The sequence below is a fragment of the Pseudoalteromonas sp. ECSMB14103 genome (assembly GCF_000813065.1).
Taxonomy (GTDB): Bacteria; Pseudomonadota; Gammaproteobacteria; order Enterobacterales; family Alteromonadaceae; genus Pseudoalteromonas; species Pseudoalteromonas marina.
Window position 1 is genome coordinate 196,915 of sequence record NZ_JWGY01000006.1, and the last position, 23,735, is coordinate 220,649.

General features: G+C 40.0%; 14 protein-coding genes. 1 reads left to right on the forward strand and 13 read right to left on the reverse strand.

The features are described from left to right. Positions 1–59: 59 nt before the first annotated feature. Together RF53_RS11865 and RF53_RS11870 are read right to left on the reverse strand one after the other, a co-directional pair. Entirely contained in the window at positions 60–1,904 is a 1,845-nt protein-coding gene (locus RF53_RS11865) for a S8 family serine peptidase (RefSeq protein ID WP_039037789.1), read from the reverse strand. Positions 1,905–2,092: 188 nt separating this feature from the next. Then, a complete protein-coding gene (locus RF53_RS11870; RefSeq protein WP_039037807.1) occupies positions 2,093–3,268 on the reverse strand; it encodes a multidrug effflux MFS transporter in 1,176 nt (391 codons plus the stop codon). 182 nt (positions 3,269–3,450) lie between these two features. Here RF53_RS11870 and RF53_RS11875 point away from each other — a divergent pair, with 182 nt between their 5' ends. Further along, on the forward strand, positions 3,451–3,924 hold the full coding sequence (locus tag RF53_RS11875; RefSeq protein WP_006791419.1) for a hotdog fold domain-containing protein: 474 nt from the start codon (positions 3,451–3,453) through the stop codon (positions 3,922–3,924). 1 nt (position 3,925) lies between these two features. On the opposite strand, the gene RF53_RS11880 is transcribed toward RF53_RS11875, so the two are convergent. From RF53_RS11880 to bcsQ, 11 genes are all read right to left on the reverse strand, one after another. Next, a complete protein-coding gene (locus RF53_RS11880) occupies positions 3,926–4,402 on the reverse strand; it encodes a bactofilin family protein (RefSeq protein ID WP_008127546.1) in 477 nt (158 codons plus the stop codon). Continuing rightward, positions 4,392–5,552 carry a M23 family metallopeptidase gene (locus tag RF53_RS11885; RefSeq protein WP_006791417.1) on the reverse strand — a complete coding sequence of 387 codons (1,161 nt, stop codon included), beginning with the start codon at positions 5,550–5,552 and terminating at the stop codon, positions 4,392–4,394. The genes RF53_RS11880 and RF53_RS11885 overlap by 11 nt, the downstream gene beginning before the upstream one ends. A gap of 142 nt (positions 5,553–5,694) precedes the next feature. Beyond that, complete coding sequence (gene fahA, locus RF53_RS11890) at positions 5,695–7,008, reverse strand: fumarylacetoacetase (protein WP_010557062.1); 1,314 nt, start codon at positions 7,006–7,008, stop codon at positions 5,695–5,697. Between the two features lie 135 nt (positions 7,009–7,143). After that, complete coding sequence (hppD, locus tag RF53_RS11895; protein WP_006791414.1) at positions 7,144–8,190, reverse strand: 4-hydroxyphenylpyruvate dioxygenase; 1,047 nt, start codon at positions 8,188–8,190, stop codon at positions 7,144–7,146. 305 nt (positions 8,191–8,495) lie between these two features. Continuing rightward, a complete protein-coding gene (locus RF53_RS11900; RefSeq protein ID WP_039037790.1) occupies positions 8,496–11,249 on the reverse strand; it encodes a metallophosphoesterase in 2,754 nt (917 codons plus the stop codon). Positions 11,250–11,424: 175 nt separating this feature from the next. Further along, positions 11,425–12,909 carry a peptide MFS transporter gene (locus RF53_RS11905; RefSeq protein ID WP_039037791.1) on the reverse strand — a complete coding sequence of 495 codons (1,485 nt, stop codon included), beginning with the start codon at positions 12,907–12,909 and terminating at the stop codon, positions 11,425–11,427. Between the two features lie 248 nt (positions 12,910–13,157). Beyond that, on the reverse strand, positions 13,158–16,976 hold the full coding sequence (locus tag RF53_RS11910; protein ID WP_039037792.1) for a cellulose synthase subunit BcsC-related outer membrane protein: 3,819 nt from the start codon (positions 16,974–16,976) through the stop codon (positions 13,158–13,160). Then, entirely contained in the window at positions 16,967–18,097 is a 1,131-nt protein-coding gene (gene bcsZ, locus RF53_RS11915; RefSeq protein WP_039037793.1) for a cellulose synthase complex periplasmic endoglucanase BcsZ, read from the reverse strand. Before bcsZ ends, RF53_RS11910 begins: the two co-directional genes overlap by 10 nt. Continuing rightward, complete coding sequence (gene bcsB / locus RF53_RS11920) at positions 18,097–20,343, reverse strand: cellulose biosynthesis cyclic di-GMP-binding regulatory protein BcsB (RefSeq protein WP_039037794.1); 2,247 nt, start codon at positions 20,341–20,343, stop codon at positions 18,097–18,099. Before bcsB ends, bcsZ begins: the two co-directional genes overlap by 1 nt. After that, positions 20,336–23,008: a UDP-forming cellulose synthase catalytic subunit gene (gene bcsA / locus RF53_RS11925; RefSeq protein WP_039037795.1), complete on the reverse strand. Its 2,673-nt coding sequence runs from the start codon at positions 23,006–23,008 to the stop codon at positions 20,336–20,338. The genes bcsB and bcsA overlap by 8 nt, the downstream gene beginning before the upstream one ends. A 2-nt stretch (positions 23,009–23,010) precedes the next feature. Continuing rightward, positions 23,011–23,724, reverse strand: coding sequence for a cellulose biosynthesis protein BcsQ (gene bcsQ / locus RF53_RS11930; protein WP_006791407.1), 714 nt, complete (start codon positions 23,722–23,724; stop codon positions 23,011–23,013). Positions 23,725–23,735: the final 11 nt, after the last annotated feature.

Below are 23,735 nucleotides of genomic sequence, written 5' to 3' on the forward strand. Positions count from 1 at the left end.
ATCAAGCAACTAGGTAAATAAAAAGCGGGCTGTTGCCCGCTTTTTTAAGTTACGTTTTATTAAAAAGTAACGGTTGAGTTGTTAGAGCAAGCGCTTGTGCTTTGAGCTTCACATACTTGATAGGTATATGTGCCGCCACCTTTGGTCGATATTCTATCAGTGAAGCTATTAGTATTAGCTGTACTTGTCACCTTGCTTCCGTTGCGGTAAACATCAACTTGGCTTGTTGCTGCGCCAGCCCAATTAAGGTCAACATACTTGGTGCCTTTTGATTTATAACCTGAAGCAGAAAGCGTTATGTCACCTACAGGCTCTGGGTCGGTACCGCCGCCCCCATTACCACTACCTGCACAACCATTCGCAGTTAAATAGGCATCAGCATCGGCTGCTTTTACAATACCGTGTCCAAAGTAATCATCACGCCCTGTTGCGCCTTGATCTTGTGCAGTTGCTTTTAGAGCATCACGAATCTCTGTACCCGTACAGTCAGTATGATTTGACCATACAAGAGCAGCAATACCCGACACTGCAGGCGTTGCCATTGATGTACCACTCATGAATCCATAATCTGATGCGCCAATATCTATTGTAATCGTTGTGCTGCCAAGCAGTGCAGTGCGATCTTCAAATGCGGCACCCACAGCCGGAATTGTTGTATTGTTTGTATCGCCTAGTGTTGCGTAAAGCATACCAGCTTCGTTGTTAATGATAACAGCGCCTATTCCACCTGAGTTTTCACAGTTTGCTACTTTGTCATAAAAAGAAACGACACCACGGTCTATTAAACATACTTTCCCAGCAGCACCATTATCAATATTTTGTGCAGTTCCCATAAAGTACGCAGATGCTGATGCTTGACCAGTATTTTCCATTGCGGATGAAGCGTAGGGTGTGCCGTCAGCAGACATATTTGCTGCGGATGCCATGCCAGCAGGGTATGTTGAAAGCGTATCTACACCACCAGCAGTCACTTCAACACATACTGTTTCGTCAGTTGTAACACGTCTACCTTTACCTGATGAGCAGCTTGGAAATTGTGAAAAGTCAGCAATTTGATTATCTGCATCATTTGCGCCTACCATCATAACTGATGGATAACCAGCTGGATATGAACGAACGTTATTGCCATCGTTACCTGCCGCTGCAACTACAAGGCCTCCAGCGTTAGTGAAATTAGCAAAAGCGTTTGACTCAGTACTATTCGAGCCACCACCACCTAAACTCATGCTGATAATATTTGCACCTGCCTGAGAACATAAGTTAGCAGCTTGTGCTAAGTCTGATGAATAACCCCAGCCAGATTCGTTAAACACTTTTATTATGTGCATAGCAACGCCTGGTGCCATGCCTACAACACCTAAGTTGTTATCTGCAGCACCTATAGTACCCGCCACATGAGTCCCGTGTGGTCCGCCATTATCGAACCAGTTACCTGTGCCGCTGTCATTATCGCCAGTGATATTTCCCCAAATGAAATCAGGGTTTGTGCTGTCTAAACCGGAGTCAATAACACATACTTTCATACCCGCATTCGCGTCAAATGTTACCTGATCAGCTTGAGATTGATAAACAGCATACGGTGTAATTTGTTGTTGCATTGCATTGCCGGCGTCATCATTGAATAATGATAAAGGAACACGTTTTTGGTCTTCTTCAATAAGTTTTATGTGAGGGTTATTTAGTAAACCTTTTAAGCTTGTTAAATCGTGACCAGTAAATTTAGCGGCAATAAACCCATTACCGTCAACTTTTATATCACCACCGAGTTTTTTAGTAAGTGCTTTTACCACACCTTTTTTGTTGTTATCGACTTGAATTATGAAACGATCGTTTTGTGCACTTGCATTACCTGCAGTACATAGACCAGATAAAATTAATGCTAAGGCAAGTTTATTTTTTTTCATTTTTACATCCTAGAATTATCTTGTTAACCATGTGTTAACTTAATTCAACGATAGAGCAGTTGTACCTAGATTGCAATAGTGAATTGTTAATAAAAATGAAATAATTCTGATTGGGTGATTAATGTGCAGTGAAAGGGGTAAATAAAAATTACTTACCCATTAATGATGTATTTTTGTTGGGGGGGGGGTTATGAAAACTGCGCTTTGCGAAACAATAAATAGCTAAAAGGGACCAATAATAAAAAGTGGACGCCAATTAATATAGGGGTCTGCAACTGTAAAAATTGAGTAATAAATACCAGCAAACTTGCCCCACTCATTTGCATTGCACCAAGCAACGCTGAAGCTGTGCCCGCTTGTTTAGGGAACAAGCTTAATGCTCTTCCTGCTGCAGAGCCAAGAGTGAGCGCAAAACCAAATGCAGCCACAAACATGGGGATCATTAACGCCAAAGCTGATTTATATTGGCTAAACAGGAACATAAGTAACCCCGAGCCAACCAATAGCAGTAACCCTATTTTTAAAGCACGTTTGGGGTGGCGTTTGATGTACAGTGGCATAATAAAACTGGCAATAATGCTTAAAACGGCATTAAGTGAAAACCAAAATGTAAAATTAGCTACGCTTCCGCCAAGTTCAGTAATTATCCAGCCAGGTGCGAGGGTGACAAACACTAAAATAACCGACATAGTAACCATGCAAAGCAAGCTATTAAATAAAAATAGTGGCGTTGAAATAATAGGTATAAAGCGTCTTAAATCGAGAATATGCCCCTTATAAACGCTATCGGCTGGTCGTGTTTCTCTAAAAAAGAAAAACGTAACAATAAAGCCTACCAATGCAAACCCAGTTAAAAATAAGAAGTTCATTTCCCAGCCAAACTTAACAGTTAACCAAGCACCTAAAATGGGCGCTAACGCAGGAATAAAGCACACAATGCCATTTAAGTAGGTAATAATTTGGCCGCTACGTTCGCTACCAAATTTATCTCTTACAATAGCGAAAGCGACAACAAATGTGGCGCATGCACCTAACCCTTGTAATGCACGAGCAGAAAGTAATACTTCAAACGAAGGGGCACAGTAAGCAAGTAACGCAGAGCCTGCATATAAGCTAATACCCACTAATGCGACAGGCTTTCGGCCAAATCTATCTGCTAATGGCCCTGCAATTAATTGACCTAGTCCAACGGTTAACATAAAAATGGCAACAGTTTGCTGCACTTGTTGCTCAGTCACCAAGAATTGCTCTGCTATGGTAGGAAAAGCGGGCAGATAAATATCAATAGCCATAGGGCAAAAAATAACGAGCAACGCTAAGATAAGTAATAAAGTTAGATTAGGTTTTGCGGGCTGTGTATGCATTGAGTCTCCTTTTTCGCGTATTTTAGGGGGGCACTCGTAAAAAAGAAAGGGCTTTTGGCCTATGCATACGTCGTCATTCGTATTTTTTGTTAAACACATAATAAAAGCAGTAATTAAAACGGCTTTTTTAAACTGGTCTGATGTGTTAGCGTTAATAAAGTAACTGTAACTGGATAATAAAAATGGCAAATCAATCACCACTAGTTAAAACGTGGCATAAATTTAAAAACTTACCCTTTGGCAATTGGCTTTTTACTAAAGCTGTTTGTTTTAAAGCACCTTACTTTGGCTCAATGAAGCCCTACGTATTAGATCTGCGAGAAGGGCACTGTAGTGCTGTTGTTAAAAATCGTCGTAGTGTTCATAACCACATTGGAACCATTCATGCAATTGCGCAGTGTAATTTGGCTGAGTTATGTGCAGGGGTGATGGTTGACGCGACTGTACCGGTAAAAACCCATCGTTGGATACCCAAGGGAATGACCGTACAATATTTGGCAAAGGTTGATACAGACGTTACGGCTATTGCTGAAATTGATTTGCCACGCCAGTGGATTGATAAAGAAGATTTAGTAGTACCAGTAAAGCTTTATAATACCCGCAACGAACTCGTGTTCACTGCAGATATTACAATGTATATTACTGAGAAAAAATAGCCTACCGCTCGCTTTTATCCGTGGCTTGTTTATTTACAAACGACAAGCCGCTGTCATCTTCTTCAATCAGTGTTTTAACTTCTTTTTCAATTGGTTCAGCAGTTAACTCTACCGTCTCTTTTTCAGTGCGTTGCTTTAAGTTGCCTTCAATTATAGCGCCAGCATCTATACTCAATGAATCATGAAATACGTCGCCATGGACGTGAGCACCACTTTGTATTTTTACTTCGCTTGCATTGATAGAACCAATAACAGTGCCTTTAACAACAATGCCTACTGCTTCAACAATTCCTTCAACTACACCGGAGGAGCCTATAACTAACTGCTCGGCTTTTATGTCGCCATCTATGCGACCATCAAGTTGAACCTCACCTTGGCTTATTAAAGTGCCAGTAAGGCGCACATCTTCAGAAATAATAGAGGGGGTATGATTAACCTTTCTTAGGTTAGTACTTGTTGATTTTTTTCTACCGAACACGAGAAAGCGCCTTTGTTATTTTTAGAGGATTGACTTGTTCGCCATTAACCAATACTTCGTAGTGTAAATGAGTGCTAGTACTTCTACCAGTGCTCCCCATTAAACCAATTACATCGTGCTTGGCAATGTGCTGGCCTTTTTTCACTTTTATTTTATTTAAATGGCCAAAGCGAGTTACTAAGCCATTTTTGTGTTCAAGTTCAATAAAGTTACCATATCCGCCATTACGCCCTGCACGAAGAACCACAGCGTCGGCCGGAGCAAAAATTTCGGTTTTGTGCCAACCCGCTAAGTCTACGCCTTTGTGAAATGCTCGGCGATTATTCATTGGGTCTTTGCGTAAGCCAAAGCTACTTGAAATATAATATTTTGCAGCGGGTAAGGGCAGGGTGTTAGGTAATTCAGTTAATAAATTTTCTAGATTATTTAACGCGACTAACTTATCAACTATAGCCAAAAAATGACCGGGTATATTTGTTTCATCGAATACATCAAACGGGCCACCTTGAGCAATATGCAAAGAGTTAATTGCTAGGTGTTCTTCCAAAGCGGCATCAAGGCCTGCGCCTTTAAGCATGGCTAAAATAGCGTTATGTCGTTCGTTTATTTTTTTGTCTAGGTAATTAAAGCTTTGTTCGTATTGCTCATTTAAATGTGCCAAACGTGTTTCAAAACTAATAGGCTTACCTAAATCAACTTGCTTAGCATTTGGGTCTTCATCAACTAAGGGTTCATGAAATTCGCTTTTATTTTCGTTAATAGGTGACTCAAGCTCTTCACCTAACTGAATAACGTCTTGACTGATTGAAGCAGGTAAAGATTCGATCATGCTTTGAAGTAGCGCTTGTTTTTGTTCAAGAGTTACTAGCTGTTTGAGTTGTTGCTCGTGAAGACGTTGTTGCTCGCTAACTTTTTGTTCCCATAGTACTTGTTTGTTAAGCTGATTTTTTTCTATGTCAGAGATATGGTTAGTTTGTGTGTATACACGAAAGCTAGAAATGCTCACCCAAACAAGTGTTGCTAAAATAAGCACTATTGCAAAAAGTTGTAACCAAGGCGCTAAAACAACATGCTTAACCTCGCCATTTTGACGAATAAGGAGTTGGCGAGCTGGAAAAAGTTTTTTGTAAGACTTTATAAATACTGACATGGCATATAAACACTGGCTACTAACCGGAATAATGTATCAATCTGAGCTTAAAAAGCCAGAAAAAAATTGTAACTGTTCAAAAATTAATAAAAAAGGGCTGCTTTTAAAAGCAGCCCTTTCATTTAAGTATGTTTGATTGAGATTATTTTGCGGCTAAAACCGTGCTTTCAACTGAACCAAAACCAATACGCGCAAAGCCTTCTTTTTCACACCAGCCGCGCATAATAACGTTATCGCCATCTTCTAAAAAGCTGCGTTGTTCGCCATTGCTTAGCGTTATTTTTTCTTTACCGCCACGAGAAAGTTCAAGTAAAGAACCCGCTTCTTCATGTGTAGGGCCCGATTGCGTACCCGAACCCAGCATATCACCCGGCATAAAGTTACACCCGTTAACCGTATGGTGAGTGACCATTTGAGCTACAGTCCAGTAAGAGTGCTTAAAGCTAGAGGTAGATACGCGGGTAGGAGAGTGCCCTTCGCTACGCATTTTTTCGGTTTGAATTTTTACATCCATTTGAATATCAAATGCACCTTGCTCGCGATTAGCGGCAGACTCTAGATATTCCATAGGTTGAGGATCGTTTTCATCACGGGTCCAACTTGTTCTGTACGGTGCGAGTGCTTCTGTTGTAACAATCCAAGGAGACACTGTTGATGCAAAGTTTTTCGCTAAAAACGGACCTAATGGTTGGTATTCCCAAGCTTGTAAGTCACGTGCCGACCAGTCGTTAAACACACAAAAGCCAAATACATGATTTTCTGCATTTTCGATTGCAATTGCATCGCCAAGCGCATTTCCTTTACCTAAGTAAATGCCAAGCTCTAGCTCGTAATCAAGGCGTTTACATGGGCCGAATGAGGGTACATCAGCATCAGGTGCTTTAGTTTGTCCTTTAGGACGGTGAAATGTTTGCCCAGACACATCAATAGATGAAGAACGGCCATGGTAACCAATTGGTACCCATTTATAGTTTGGCAATAGTGGGTTATCAGGGCGAAATAAACTACCTACTGCCGTTGCATGATAAATAGAGGTGTAAAAGTCGGTGTAGTCACCAATACGACATGGTAATGAAAATTCAATTTCAGCTTGCGATATTAATACGCTCGCAATATCTTTTTGACATTCAGCGCCTTCGCGTAATGCTTTTGAAAGGGCTAAACGAAGTGCTGACCAGTATTGCTGCCCTAAACCCATAAATGTATTTAGCGTTGACTCGCTCGCTGCATCGAGTGCTATTTTAGCGTCGCCTGTAAATATATTTAGCTCATTTAGTTTTGCAAGGTCGATAACCTGATCACCTATTGCAACACCACCACGAAATACTTCGTTAGTGCCTTTGCGACGAAACTCGGCAAATGGCAAGTTTTGAATAGGGAAGTCGCAATTGGCGACATTCGCTGACTCTACCCAGCTTGTTAAATTAATATCATGGGTTTCGTTAATTAGGCTCATTACATTTCCTTTGGTTTAACTGTATGGCAACAACGAAGTATTTATTTAAGCATACTTGCACTTTGAGCCATACATTTTAAATATTAAAACGACAAAAAGCAGCGAAGGTCGCTGCTTTTAATTTACTCAAAAAGATTATAAAACGCCGCGGCGCTCTTGATCGCGTTCAATTGATTCAAATAACGCTTGGAAATTACCTTCACCAAAACCGCCATCATCAACGCGTTGAATCATTTCTATAAAAATTGGGCCAAATAAGTTTTTAGAGAAAATTTGTAGTAGGTAACAATTTTCGCTTTGGCTATCAACCAGTATTTGGTGTTCGCGAATTTTGTCTTTGTCTTCTTTTACCCACGGCACACGGTCAAAAATGGTGTCGTAGTACTCAGGAATAATATCGAGCGTTGCAATAGTTGATTTATCTAGCTTGTCTAGCGAGCTAACTAAATCGTCAGTTAAAAATGCTAAATGTTGAACGCCTGGGCCATTGTATTCACCTAAGTATTCGTCAATTTGGTTGTTGTCGTTGCCTTTACCTTCATTGATTGGAATTGAGAAGGTGCCACATGGAGATTTAAGCGCATATGAAATTAGCGCCGTTTTTTGACCTTTAATGTCAAAGTAACGTACTTCTGTAAAACCAAACACATCTTTATAAAAGTTTGCCCATGTTTCCATTGTGCCTTTATAAACATTATTAGTTAGGTGGTCGATGCGCTTAAAGCCTTTATCTTCAACAACCGTTTGCGTTGCTAAATCTTCAAAGTCACTTTCATAAATGGTGCCTTTATCGCCAAATTGGTCAATAAAGTAAATTAGGCTATCGCCAATACCGTAAATTGCAGGGTAAGGAAGGTTTTTGTGTGTAGAATCGGTTGCAGGTTTTGCACCGCGCTCTACTGCAGTTTCAAATGCTTTTTGAGCATCTTCAACACGCCAACCCATTGAACAAATTGCAGGGCCATGGCTTTTAGCAAATTCGGCTGAAAAACCTTCACGCTCGTTGTTCAGTAAAAAGTGAATGTCGTTTTGATTGTAATAAACAATGTCTTTGCCTTTAAACTTTTTAAGCTTTGAAAAGCCAAAGTCAGTAAATACTTTGTCCATGTAATCTGCATCAGGCGTGGCGTATTCAGTAAATTCAATACCGACTAAACCTAAATAGTTAGTTACTTCACTCATTTTAATTACTCCCACAATGTAAGCACTGTGATTATTTGTTGTTGTGTTAATGGCAAGATAATTAACCAGAATTAGATTTAGGGGAAGAGCAGCCGGGTATTTAGTAATTGAGTGGTGTGTAAATTTTATAGGACGCTTGTGGCCAAGTTGTTTTGAGTCAATACAGTAGAAAATTTTCACGCTGTAAAAGTAAACAGTTTTAGTGGCTGTTTTTTGATTAAGCTTATGAATTATAGTAATAAAAAAGAGAGTTTAAGTAGCTAAACTCTCTTTTTTGAAGTGGTATGAAATAGGGTTAAGTGTAATTAATTGTTTACATTTTTGGCGCGTTCACCAAAAAACTTGCTACGCTGTTGTAACCACAAGTTTGGTTTTATTTCAGGCGCAGCTTGGTAATGGCGTTCAATGGTTTGATTAAGTACGCGTGTTGCTTGCTCGTAAGTGAGTTTTTGCTGCGCATTACCTAAGCTTTTTATTTCGTCGCGGCTCATTGCACGACCGGCATAAAGCATAGCATTTAAGTAGCCTGGCTCGGTTTCAAAGTTGTTATCATTAAACAGCAGTACTGCGTCTTTGAGTGCCCAGCGGTTGTTTATTTCTCCATCTTCCTTTACACCCACTAGTTCGCCATCTACGTACACTTCAAATACGCCATTGGTAGGTGCAGTATAAAATACTAAAGCGACACGATGCCAAGAGTCGGGTTGTGTATTGCCAAAATAGCCGCTGTCGCTGGTTGATTTACCATAACCCCCACTTGGGTCAATAAATATGTCGGCATCGTCGGTTAAGTAGTTAACGGTATCCGCTTGAACAACCGCACGGTAAATATCTTGGCCTTCTGCTGGCCAGTATAAATCCATTACAAGTGTGTAGTCTGAAACCATGCCATCAGCGGCATAATCGCCGTTAGCGGGTGTGTTTAAGTTAATATGTAGGCCTTCGGTTGGTGCATGCCTTGAAAATGCCATTACACCTGACGGCCCATCACTCAAATCACTAATGCCCAGTTCGGCAGTGGTTTTATATTGAGTTTCTTCTGGGCCCCAGTCTTTTTCTTCAGGATCGAAGTAACTGAGTACTGAAGGTCCAAAATCTGCTGCAAGTGGGCTTGCTGTATTATCAAAATTCCATACCGTTATGTTTTCTTCGTTTGTACATGAAAACAGTTGATTGTTGGTATCTAGGTATAAGCACTGGCTTGTTCTAAATCGGGCGTACTGATCTAGTAACCACCATGCTTCGGCAATGGGTTCTACGTTTGAAAATGTGACACCATTAAAAAATAATTCAGGGTTAAGCGCTGCGCCTTTAAATAAAGCGACATCATAATTGCTGGTTGCTTGAATGTTTTCGGGTGTGAGTAAAAACCAGTCAGGTTGGCTTGCATACATAGATGTTAAGTCTGTACCTGTTACTGTCACTTTATATATTGCGTTAAAACCGGGTGTATTTGAAGGCTGTCTTTCTACGTAAAATGCTTCGTGAAAATCTTCTTGTGTGAGCGTGCCGGGTGTCCAACGCTTTTGAACCAGTTCGGGGTTTAAAAGTGCAGCTGTGATTGAGCTTTCGTGTTGCGCGGCTAATGCTGTTATTTCAGCTAACTCAATTGCACTAGGGTAGTTTTCTGAAATAGCTATTTCGGTTTGTGCATCAGGCGCGTAACGGCCCATAATTTCATCAATGGCTTGCTTTGTTGGTTCATCACGTTCAGTGATGGTTTCAGTGGCAATCGTTTGATAGTTCACAACAGGTGATGTTTTATCAGCTAAATTAAACTCAAGTGTTAAGTCGGTTATCCCTTTTGCATAAAAGTCAGGTTGAATAACAATGGCGCCATTTTCTAGTGTATCAAAGCTTTCGCCGCCATGGGTATGGCCCCCTAATACTAAATCAATACCTGCAACGTCAGTTGCCATATCTGTGTCTAGGCCTACTCCTAGATGGCTTAGCATTACCATGTAATCAACATCATCACGGTATTGGTTTACAATGCTTTGTGCGACTTGTTGCCACTCCCAGCTCATTTTAAATTGTTTTATAAAATCTGGGATTGGATCGTCTTGCTGTGGCTCATCTAATTCATTCCATGGCACCGACGTCATGCCAAATACACCTAAGGTAACACAGCCCACTTGCACTTTTGCAAAGCTCACAGCGGCAAAATCTTGAAGTTGCTCCCCTTCATAGCGAGTGTTACTTGCAAGCACAATCGCTTTATCATCTTGCGAATAGCTCAGTAGTTTTTCTGGTCCCCATGCATAGTCGTGGTTTCCCACAACACGAATGTCAAACTGCATCGCTTTAATGGCTTCTTCGGTTGCTGTACCTTGTGAAAGTTGCTCTGCTACCGTGCCTTTTTCATAATCGTCACCACCATTGGTAAATAGGGTGTGTGGTGTTTGGTTGGCGACTTGATTGTAATAGGCTTTAATACGGCTAAAGTATTGTTCCTGATACCCAAAACGAGCATGTAAGTCTGCTACATGAACAAAGCGTACCGATTGTGTTGTTGCGCTCGCCTCACATGTTGGACCAATATCGGCGAATGCTTCTTTACGCTGCATTTGAATTGCATAAGTGCCGACTTGATTCACTTGTGCACTGACATAATCATCGCTTACGGTTGAGTTAGTAATCGTTTCCCACCTATTTAGGCCTAACTGTCTGGCTATGAATAATTGCCCACCGAGTACATAGTCTTCAGGTATTTTTATTCTAATAGTAAAGGAGTCTGAAAATGAAATGTCAGGGTCGGGTATAAGAGTGTGTAAATCAGAGATAATGTTTAACTGTGCGTTGGCATCATCTAGCGTCGTTTTTTCGTAAGTGATTTCGCTATTTGATGAAGCTATATTTGCAGGGATAATTAATTCAAAACCCCCGTTATCTAACGTTGAGTTTAAGCCGTTAGCAGCAGTTAAAGAAAGTAGGGTTGGTTCGGGTTCAACAGGATCATTTGGGTTAACCGTTACTGCATCACTCGCACCACCGCATGCACTTAACATAAAGAGCAAAAATGGTATTGCAGCTATTTTTAATAACTTGTCCAATAACATATACAGCAGTCCTCGGGTGTCTAATTTAACAATTTATTAATGCATAATATCAGTTAAAAGTATGGGAGCATAGCTGTATAAAAATGCCCCCATAACAATTATGGGGGCATTTTTTATTTGTTACTACATTTGGAATATGCAGTAAATAATTATTAGTACAAAAGGATTAACCGAATTAGGTCTCTAATCCTTGTTTTTCCCATATTTTCGCTTTAAAGCTCATAAGCACTAAAACAATACCTACACCAATGCTAAATAATGCAATTTGTAAGTATAGGGTAGGGATTTCTTGAACGTTATTAGGATCAAAGTTACCTGCAAGTATGCCCGAGATAACATTACCAATAGAGTAAGTTAAAACAAACACACCCATTAACTGGCCCGTATAGCGACGAGGCGACAGTTTACTCACTGCACTTAATGCCACAGGGCTTAAACAAAGCTCACCCACTGTGTGTAAAAAGTACGTAGTAACCAACCAGTAAGGCGCTACTTTTAAGCCTTCTGCTGCATAATGTGCTGCCATAAACATGACTAAAAAGCCTGAGGCCATGATGATCAAGCCAAATGCACATTTTACGCTGTAAGTAGGCGATATCATTTTTTTAGATAGGTTTATCCAAAGCGCAGCAAAAAATGGCGATAAGACAATAATAAATATTGAATTTAAAGATTGAAACCACGTAGTTGGAATTTCAAAAGTACCAATAAGTCGGTCAGTGTAATCGCGGGCAAATAGGTTTAATGAAGAGCCAGCTTGCTCAAAACCAGACCAAAAACATGCAGAGGCAACACAGACTAAAAATAGTGCCCACATTCTTTGTTTTTCTTCGCCTGTTAATTTGCCTTTAAAATAAATAAGGCCAAAGTACACAAAGAATATAACAGTAAATATAACAGCTGTATAACCGGCTACAACTGAAGGGTTTATAATAATGGCACCCGTCATAGCGGCTATGGTAACACCCGCAACAACAGCCACAAACAACGCGATAGCGCCCCAAGTACGTGAAGTGCCTTTAGCGCTTAATGGATTAGCAGGTAAAGCGCTGTGCTCTGGTAAGTTATTAAGGGTAAGTTTGTATTGTACTAAACCAATGGCCATACCAACAGCTGCTGCACCAAATGCCCAGTGCCAACCTACGTTCTCCATAAAGTAACCACATACGTAGTAGCCTATTAAAGAACCCAAGTTAATACCCATGTAATAAATAGCGTAACCGCCGTCACGACGCTCATCAGCATCGCTGTACAACTGGCCTACCATTGCACTGATATTTGGCTTGAGTAAGCCCGTACCTGTTGCAACAAAAATTAAACCAATAAAAAATGAATATTCATGTGGAACGGCCAAAATAATGTGGCCACACATAATGATAATACCACCGTACCAAACCGCTTTTTGGCCGCCAAATAATCTATCTGCTAACCAACCGCCAGGTAAGCCTAAAAAGTATACTGCACCTGTGTACAAACCATAAATTGCAGCCGCTGATGCAACCGTAAAGCCAAGGCCTTCTTGTTGTAAGCTTGCTGTCATGAATAATACGAGCATAGCTCGCATACCGTAATAACTCATTCGTTCCCACATTTCAGTGAAGAACAATGTCGAAAGTCCTTTAGGGTGGCCAAACCAGCCACTATCTGGAGCTGAACTCATATTTACTTCCTAACTTAAAGAATTGTTGTGATGGCCTTATAATTTTTTGCTTTAGCTAAGTTAGCCTGTTTATAAGGTTAAAGTGCTCGACCACCAGTATATTATTTGTATCTAAGATAATGATTTGCTGTATGGCTATAACACCACAAGGTAAGAGACACACCCTTATCCTAGCTACAATTGCGCACAAGTATACATATACCTCAAGGCGAGGGGAAGTACTGAGCGGTGTATCACCTTATGCTAAGTTAGAACTCAGCATAAGGGATAATAGGTGTACCCGGAAATTCGAGCGTCCCGTAAACAGGATTGAAGTAGTAACGGATATACAGTTGGCCAAAATTAGGTTCGTAAAAGTCAGAACGGTCAATAGCTAAATAACCACCAAAGAACCAATGTGGGGTTATTCTGTATTCAAAGCTGCCTTCTAAGTTGTACGATACGCCCGCACTGGTATCTGAATCAAAGGCAGGATCTACACCGGTTTCAAGTTGACGCACAAAGGCCTCTGCTTGAAGGTCAGGATCATTAGGGAAAAAGTCGATTGCTTGCGTTTTAGTTTGTGAATACGACACGCCTGTTTTTACGCGGTATACAAAGTCATCACCCCATCGTGCATCATAGGTTAAAGGAACCGATAACCCAATATAGTTCTGTGGGCTGTAGTAGCCGCCGTGGCCCCAGGTTTCTTCACTTAAATTAAATTTATAGGCCCAATGCAATAAACTTGCACCCACTGTAAATTCGCGGTCTTGATTGCTTATCACACGATAATAGGTGCCGCCCATCAAGCGGTAGCGCTGGTTATCTTTTACGTTTTGACCTTTATACAATGTAAAGTCAGCACTAGACCAAAATCCCCAATTGCCGCCTAAATCATGAGAAACATTAGCGGTTAAACCGGTTGAGCGAACACCCCCCCAAATTTTACCAGTATTAACGTCTTCAAGGCCTGCATAGGCGAGTACTGAGCTGGTTACTGGTCGTTTTTCTAACTCAATGCTATAGCCAAAGTCACCAAAGTCGTCCGAGTAATTAACACCCCATACAATGTCTTCGATTAAAAAGCCCAGTGGTGTTGTGCCAATATCTACGCGCCAGTTTTCGTTTTGCCAACCAATACCAATATCAACGCCATCTTGCTCAGGACTTACTTCGTCAATACCACAGGTAAATATACACAAAGCGCCTTGTCCGTATCGACTGCCAGCAAATTGCTCGTCAAATCGTGTTGTTTGAGCGCTAATACTTGTAGGATCTATTTTTACAAAGCCTTGCCCTTGCCAAAGCGGAAAGTACGCTTCAATAGGGACTATACCAGCGCCCAATGTAGCCTCACTTTCAGTACTTACTTGTCCGCTAAAATTTACACCAACAGCAATGTAGGCTTGGTTTTTGTTTTGTTGGCTGAGTAGTTCTCGTTTGGCACCGTTTATATACCACTCGTCGTTTTCATTAATGCGCGAAAGTGATGCGTAGAGTTCTTTTTCATTTAGTTGACGATTAGGTGAAAGCGTTTGTGCGTACCACGTTTGTGCTTGCTCTGTTTCATTAAAATTAGCAGCAACTTGCGCGCCTAAATAACGAAGCTCTAAATCATTAGGTGCTTTTTGAATAAGCTGTTCAGCTAAGTAAAGGGCATCACCTGCGTAGTTAAAATCGTTTAACGACTCCATAATTTGACGCTGAAAATAACTTTCTTGCGTTGTACTTTGTTCAATGGCGAGTTGTGTGACCTCTTTCGATTGGAAATCATCACCAAGCGCTCTGTAGGCTTTAGATATTGCCATTAAAGCTTGAGGTTCAATTAGCTGATTATTTTTTACTTTTTGTTCGTATAAAATAATCGCAGATTGGTTTTGTTCAAGTGCTAAGTTTGCATTTATTAGCGCAGTTGTTGTAGCTGATGAACTTGGGTATTTTTGATCAAGCTGATTTAGCTTCGCAATAAGATCACTGCCACTAAAATACTCAGAATAATAGGCATTTTGTAATTGCACAAACTGATCTATTTCACTCTCAGAGGCATTTTCAGGAAGCCGATAGTGATTAAACCAATCCGTAGTCTGAGCTTTATTACCCTGTGCTAAAAGCCATTCTCCATACAACATATGCCAATAGGCTGATAATGAGGTGTCTTCAGCTAAGGCGTCACGCATGAGTTTTAAAGCGTGGTTCTGTTCATCTATGCTAAACCAGCTTCGTGCTAGCTCAGCTTTCATTGGTGGCGTTAAATTTTGCGCTTCTAACGCACTTAAATGATAAATAGCAGCCGCTTTATTTTGAGAATTAATAAAACGTTCGCTTTGTGCTAAAGACTCATTAAGTTGTAACTGTTGTTCAAGAGATACAATGTCAGCATCGCGAGATTTAAATGGAATATACTGAAGCGTAGCAAGCGCACCTTGGTAATCGTCTAAAGCACGCAAAAACAGTGCATGGCTATACCTAAGCTGTGAATTTAGCGGAAATTGCCACAATACATTATTAAACAATGAGCGGGCTTTGTCGGTGAGTCCTTTTTGTTGATATATAAACGCTAAGTCGTAATATAACCAAGGCTCTTCTGGTGTTGCTTGAATAGCCTCTTTTAATATTTTTTCAGCCTCTTCTAATTCACCAGCTTCAGTTAGCTTTGTTGCCTTAGTTCTATACACGCTACTTAATGAGCTTAAATATGACGATCTTAATATTTCTTTTTGTGAAAATGAAAGTCGATTAAAAAAAGAGGTGAGCGTTTTTTCACTTTGTTCAAGCTTTGCAATTTCAAGTAAGCCAAATAGGGCGCCTTCGTTTAACGGCTCGCTTTTAAGCACCACTTGGTAGGTAAGCGCAGCTTGTGAATATAGCCCTTGGGTAAATTGTAAGGTGCCACGATTTGCCAATACGGTATTAGGTTCTTCTTCTAATGCGGCGGCTAAATCGAGTTTTAATTTAGCAACTCTAAATTCACTGCTATCTATAGCGTCTCTTGCTTGGCGAATATACAGCCAAAACTTAGCTGTTTTAGCCATGCTTTTAAGGGTATTTCGCTCTGCAAAGTCGGCAGTGTATTTTTGTGCACGTGTAAAATAATTATAGGCTTTACCATGCTCACCTAGTTGTAGATAAAGTATGCCTAAGCTGTTCATGATTTCGCCGTCAGTAGGGCGGCCTTTTAAGGCTTTTAATAGAAGAGGTTCTGCTGCATTTAACCTTTCTTGTTCGAGTAGCTTATTGCCTTTTAACCAAAGCTGATAAGCAGGATCGGCTAATAATTTTTGGCGTGCTTTTAATTGCTTTTTAAAGTCTTGATACTGTAACTCTCCCTTATTACTAAACGGGTAAAGTATAAAGTATTGCTGAAATTGCATGTCAGTATTACTGTTTATTGGCATGTTTTTTAATGCAGAGAGCCAAATACCTTCAACTTCATCACTAAAACCCGATGTCGATCCATACTTACCTAAAATACGCATAGCTGCTTTATCGCGTGGGTTACGTCTTAGCAAATGTCTGGCATAAGCAACTTCTATAGTGCCTAGGTTGTCATAGCGTTTTAATAATTGCTTGTAACCATTTTTAACCCCTTGCCATTGAGCGCTGTCTTGTGCATACCAGCTTAAATGCTCAAGCTCAAAGTTTAAAGTAGGATAAACATCATTAAATATTTTATTGTAAATTTGACGTGCTTGTTCATATCTGCCGGCACGAGCAAGGAGCTTTGCTTCTTGAATTACTGCCTTGTCTTTACCTTGAATACGAGACATAACCTTGAGTTTTTTTACGCAAGGTGTTTGTTGTGTTAGTTGGTTATCAAGCTTATTTAATAACAAGTTTGCCTGGTCTGTATTGCCATTCGTAAAGTCGTAATGTGCAAGCGCACATTGCGTTTCTATTCGCGTAGGGGCAATTGCAACCAATTTTTGCAGACTATCTTCAACAAGTCTTTTGTTTTGTTGTGCTTCACCAATACTAATTTGGTTTAATAACCAATCAACCGATTGTGTATCAATATCATTTATTGTTGCGGCATTTAAATTAGTGCTTAGTGCCAATGTACAAGCTAAGGCCAACCTTAACGACATTCAGTGCTCCAAGTAGGTTGTAGCGTTCCATCAGCCGTTATTTTAAAGCGCTTGTTTACAGCACTTTCACCAAATAAATGCAATACACTGTCGTAATAACGTGTTTGTGTAAAAGACTTATCAATCATTAGCTTTTGCTGAATAGCCATTACCAGCTCATCATTACCTTGCTCTGCTAACAAAGGCAGCAGGGCAGCGTTAAAGCCCAAAGGCCCTCTTTTTTCAGATTTACCTGATTGAGCATACGTATTTAAAGGGACATGGCTACGCTCTTCAATGGTGTCCACAAACGGTGTAAACTGAGCAATAAGCTCTTGTTTGTAGGGTGCATCTTTTGCCATCATACTTGCCCAAAGGTAAACACGAATTGCATTATAACTACCTAAATCTGTATTTTTTCTGTCGTAGTAAAAACCGCGGTTTGAATCAAACATAACCCAATCAGGGCTGACGCCTTGCTGTGCAGTATCTAAAATTAACTTAGCTGATCCTTCGTGCAGTTGGTGCCACGGTGAATGTGGATAAAGCTTTTTAAATTGCTGGTAAATAAATAACGGCGAGTAGCTAGGATTTAGCTTATAGCGCTCATTGTCAAACTCAAAACCGGCAGGTGCGGGGAGTAAAGAAAGGCCAAGGCCCGTTATGTAGGCGGTTTCTTCTCTGATTATACGCTGAGCAAGCACTGCGGCTAAAATACTATAGCGGCGTTCATCCCATAAAATTGCCGCTTGCGATAAACTGTAGGCAATCCATAGGTCTGAATCTGACGCAGGGTTTGAATCTAAAATCCCCCCTACGCGGTTTTTATCTAGCCCCCATTTCCATGCTGGTAAACGCGTACTTAAATCGCCCTCTGATAAATGCTCTTGGGTCCAATTTAAAACAGAATCAAAAGCGGCTTTATCGTTGGCAATAAGCGCAAAAAATAGTGCATATGATTGGCCTTCAGAGGTTGTGATACTTTGCTCACTGCCCAAGTCAATAACGCGGCCGTCTTGGCTTATAAAATGATTTTTAAACACTTGCCACGACTGCCAAGGTTGGCACTGTTCAACTTGTGCGTTGGCATTAAAAGCAAATAGTGCCATCACAGTAAAAAACATATTAACGAGTGATTTCATTATTCGTCTCCTTCAGCTAAACGCTTGTAAGTTAGTGCTTGTAATAATCGCCATAAGATAAATGAGATCAGCAATAGCGTTAAAATAGACAGTAATGCCAAAATAAATGGATGATCAGATAAGTGAAACCACACTAATGTATGGACTGGGATATGGCCTACAAAGTATTGCTCATCTACTTGAATGGTTTTAATACCCTGTGAGTTGATAATGGCTGCACTACCTTTTACTTGAGCTAATTTTTCTGAGTTCATTAGAACATCGTCAAGTATAGTAAATGCATTTTGCGTCGTAGCACTCAACGAGACGATAGAGCGGTCTGAATCAAACGGTGATTGAAACCCTGTTATAACAGCCATATCGCCACTACTTTTAATACTAACCTCTACTTTATCGGTCGTTTGTTCGTCGTATGCACCATTATAAATTGCTTGTTTAATTGCGCGCTGATTATTGTTAAGCAAAACATTTGTTTGTGCATCTTCATCTAAGTCATTAGCAATACTGTTAGGTTTAGCAATAACGAGTATGTCTTTATCATCTAAATCAGCGTCCTCATTTAAATGAGCAACACTCATTCTATGGGTTGGGTAACCGGTGATCGCGCCAAAGTGACCCGTTAAGTTAAATAAAACGGTTAAAGCATTTGGTGTTGGGTTTTCATCAATAAGCACAAGTGTTTGTTGTAAATCAGCATATTTGGTAAAAGGAAAGCCACTATTAGCAAATACGTTCAGATCTGGTAATGCGATATAGTGATCAAATTCACTTACGTCAATGCTTGAATCGCCATCAATAACACCAAACTCACCGCCAGGAGGTGCAACAGCACATTCGCCTTTTTTGAGTACACCAAACCTAAAGTCAAAGTTAAGCTCATTTCTGTTAGCTAAATTAATGCCATTTACAGAAAAGCCTTCTGTGCTTTGTGTGGTGTCGGTATTGGCAACTAGTGGCAACAACGCTTGTGTTGTTTGTAATAAATCGTTGTTTTTATCGAGTAAAAAACCACTTATAAATTCTTGGTTTATTAGCATATTTAAACGAGAGTCGATGGCTTCTGATTCTGGCGTGCTACGGTACTGAAGAGTAATAGGTATTCCTCTTTCACGCCACGTGAATAGATCAGGTGCAAAGCGAATGTTTAGTTTTACAGGACCATTATTAAGGCCTTGCGCCTGTAGTTGTGTAGGGTAGTCAATAAGCTCGTCAAAATGCACTGGACGATCGCTTCTAAGCCAGCGTGGTGCATCATACGCTTTTCGAAGTGGCAACTGATTTATGGCTTCAATACTTGCGCTTCTTCCTGTCATTACTTTGTGGCCAAATGCAAGGCCAGTCACCGCTGTTTTTAAATCAGCTTCATCACGGCCCAATATGAGTAACATTTTATAATAACGATTAAATGGGTTTGAAATGATTTCAATTGTTGGTTTTTCAACATCTGGGTAATCTTTCAAAAAATCAGGTTTTGAATCATTAGTAATAAAAACCACACTGTGTTGATCAGGCGATTTATTTAACGTTACGGGAAAATTAAATCCACGCCAATCAGCTTGGGCTCCAAACCAACTCGATAGCGTTGCTGCTGCCTCAATAGCTTGGGTATTGGGTGTTTTAGCAAATACAAATGGAAGGTTAAGCTTGTTGTAATCCTTTTCATCAAAAAACGGCTCAGGAAGGTATTCTAAACGACTATCAATAGCAAGCTGCTTTTGGTCGAGCATAATGTTGCTTGATCTATTAATTTCAGTCCAAATGGTGCGGCTGAAATAATCTTGACAACGAAGGTCATAATAACCAACTAACTCAAAGCGTACTTGGTTGTAATCTTGAATGTATTTAGCGTTAAGATCGAGGCTATGCTGCACTGTGTTCTTTACAATACTAAGTTGTTCGTTAATAGGTAAAACAGTGACTAAATTATCATTAAAGTATACTTTTAAGTGCGAAACATTCGCGATTAATGAAGGCGAGTTAGTATACGAAAAGTTAAGCTTTAAATTGGTGCTCAATTTATCTATTCGGTTTGTAAAGTCAACGCGGGAGTTATTATTTACCCCGTTGAGCCTAAAGCCTGTAAAGCCTAACGCTTCAAACTCTAAGCGTAAACTCGACACCTGAGCGCTCTCAGGGTATCCATTAATGAACATTGATTTATTTTGTAATGGCTCAATTGCATGCGCAAAATAAGCGCAACAAATAAGCGACAATGTTAGGGATATATTAAGCAACTTTTTAATCATAATTATTATGCACTATTGGTCTTTTTGGAGTAAATGAGTTTACGTATACAACTAAATTAGTCATAAACTGAATGATAGGTTGAAGCACTCTTGGTGCGTGGAAGAGCAAGTTACTAAACCCTCTGAGGCTTGTTTTTTGCACTTCTTTAAAACTGTAAGATGGGCGGTCATGTCTAAAGTTATTTTGCCAGTCAAGCCACGCATCAGCTCGTGAAAATGTACATTGTATAAACGCGCGCTGTTTTTCAAGAGATAAATCTTTAATGGTTAAGCCAATTTGATTACCACGAGTATTACAAACATGGGTAGTAAACGAAAATTGCTTATTACCGCGGCTCATTAATAATTCTATTTTATCGTTTACACGACAAGCATGTGCATGGTCGGTTTCTATTCCTACGCCGTTATCGGAGTAATCTGTAATTCTTACTTTTAACGTGTGGCCATTTGCTAAACGAACTCCCGCTGGGAAGTTCGCTTTAATGCGGTGTGAATGCCTAACTTGGCGTGCTTCTGCTGCCACGGCAACCGCAGCACCCAAAATGATAATATTATAAAGCGCCCACCCCATACTAATCAGCAGTACACCAACTTGCGTAGGGTCGCCAAAAAACAGGCGCAAAATACCGACTAACATACCGACTAAATTAATAGCGAGTAAAACCAAATATGGCTTAGAAATACCCCAGTCATAATGCTCTTTATCGTTTAATCCACCTTTTTCGGTAACGTTAAATTTACCTTTGTTTGGATTAAACAAAGCAACTGTTGTTGGCTTTAATATGTACCAAGCAAGCACAGATTCGTAAACTTCGCCCCAGAACGAATAGCGATACTTACCTTGTATTCGTGAGTTAGTTGCTTTTATTTGAATAAGTGTAGGTACAACGTAGATAAAAATAGCTAAAAATGGCGCGTAAATAATGTATGCATTAAAGTATATGAGTGCTAGGGGCGCGGTTAAAAATACAATGCGCGGAATACCTGATAGAAAATGCAGCATAGCGTTTAAGTAGCAAAGTCGCTGAGGGATGTTCAAGCCTTTGCCTAACAGCGGGTTATCGAGCCTAAATATTTGCGCCATGCCCCGTGCCCAACGTATTCGCTGGCCAATATGAGCCGATAAGCTATCAGTGGCAAGGCCAGCAGCTTGAGGAATATTTATATAGGCAGTTTTATAACCTGCGCGTTGCATTCGCAGTGCAGTATGGGCATCTTCGGTGACGGTTTCAAAAGCAAAGCCACCTATTTCATCAAGCGCTTCTCTTTTGAGTACCGCACACGAACCACAAAAGAACGTAGCATCCCACATATCGTTTCCGTCTTGAATAAGCCCGTAAAACAACATGTTTTCATTTGGAATTTGACTGTGGTTATTTAAGTTTCTCTCAAATGGGTCTGCGGAGAAAAAATGATGTGGTGTTTGTACTAAACACACTTTACTGTCTTTTAAAAACTGTCCCATGGTCATTTGCAAAAATGAACGAGCAGGTACGTGGTCGCAATCAAAAATGGCAATATAGTCACCATCTGTGTAGCGCATAGCACTATTCATATTTCCGGCTTTTGCATGGTTATTATCTGGTCTTGTTAAATAACCCGCACCCACTTGTTTAGCAAATTCACCAAACTCAGGACGTTTACCATCATCTAAAATATAGACTTTCAGCTTATCTGCTGGCCAATCTATGCTTAATGCGGCAAGGGTAGTCGGCCTTACAACACTTAAAGGCTCGTTGTAAGTAGGAATGTAAATATCTACCGTTGGCCATAGGTCAGTATTTTTTGGCAACATGACAGGTTTTCTTTCAAGTGGATTAATGGTTTGAAAAAAACCTAAAATAAGTACCATCCATGCGTATGTTTCTGCTAGTAACAAGCCTGCACCTAATGTAAGTGCTAAAGGGTCATCCCAATTAAGTGTTTCAGTGTATCGCCACCACAAGTACCGCGAAGATGTAGTGACAGATAAGGTAATCATTACAATCGTGGCCATATGGCCTTTAACGCGTTTGAGCGCGTAAGCAACCAGTAAAATAAAGCTAATAAACACTGCTTGCGCTTCAAGGCTAAAGGGAATGGTAACAAATATGGCAAGCAAGAATAATATCAGTGCAACAACGATGTATTTAATAAGTTTGTTCTGCCAAATACGAGCGTCGGCCATTGTTTTAAAAGCACTTTTTTTAGGCTTGTTGTTTTTGGAAAAAAGGCGCCTTATTAATCGGCCTAATTTAAGGTCGTACCAACGAAGTTGCCTTAGGCTGTAACTGACCCCGTCATAAAAATAATTTACAGCATGCTTTTTTATAGACACTGATTTTCTTTTGGGTTTATGAACAGCAAAAAGCAAAAATATGCTCTGAATAACAAAGCGTATAATATTGGAATAGATATAAGTTCTGTATGGTAGCCTTAAGTGTGGATAATAGTTATATAACGCTAACTCAAAGTTATCTTTGTTCTTTTTTATATTCACAAATAATGAACCGAACAAAGTTATAAAGGGCATTAAAAATGCTTCAATTACATTAACCTTGTGCTGGTTAAAGTAACTATGAAATTTAAATAAAATGTAACGCACAAGCTTATCAGTGAATAATATACTCAATAGAATATACAATGTGCTGTGTATGGGCCTTTTGTAAAAAAGAGTAAAGCTCATCGTCAGTTCGCCGCCTTACTTACAAGCCAACCAGCCAGTGTTTCAAAGTCATCGTTCGCTACACTGTATGGTGCGCAATTAAGGGCTACATTACGATTAGCTGTGGCCTCTTTAATAACTTCATCACTGTTGATAAAAAACGGCGCCATAAATGGCAATGTAGATTGCCAAAGAGAAAATAGATCAAATTCTAACACTGAGGCTGCGTTGTAACGATTAACAACAAAAAAGTGTTTCCAACTTGACTCTACTGACTTAAGGGTTTGTAGGCGCTTGTATATGAGGCTATGACAAATTGCATCGCAAGTGACTAGCTCAATAACAATATCGTTTTCTTCCAACGGGTAGTGAGAAATATTAATGTGTGAAGGGCAATCGAATATTATCCAAGCAGATTCTTTATAATCCAGATTTTTGCAATTGTTAATTGTGGATATAATTTCATCTAACGTTGATTCATTATCGCCATGGGGTAAAAAAAGAACGCCATCACTGTCTTTGCGAAAATGTAATAACGCATCGTCAAAAGTGCTCTCGTTGCTCCAACCTTTTGTGGCTGTCCACTTAAGGCCAAAGTGTAAACCAAGGTCACTTTTAGTATCTAGGTCTATGGCAACCACATCAACATCAGATTTTTTCAAAACGCACGCTAAGTTTGCAACAACTGATGTGCTACCTATGCCGCCTTTGATACCTTTAATAAAAATCCTTTGCAATGGAGTTTACC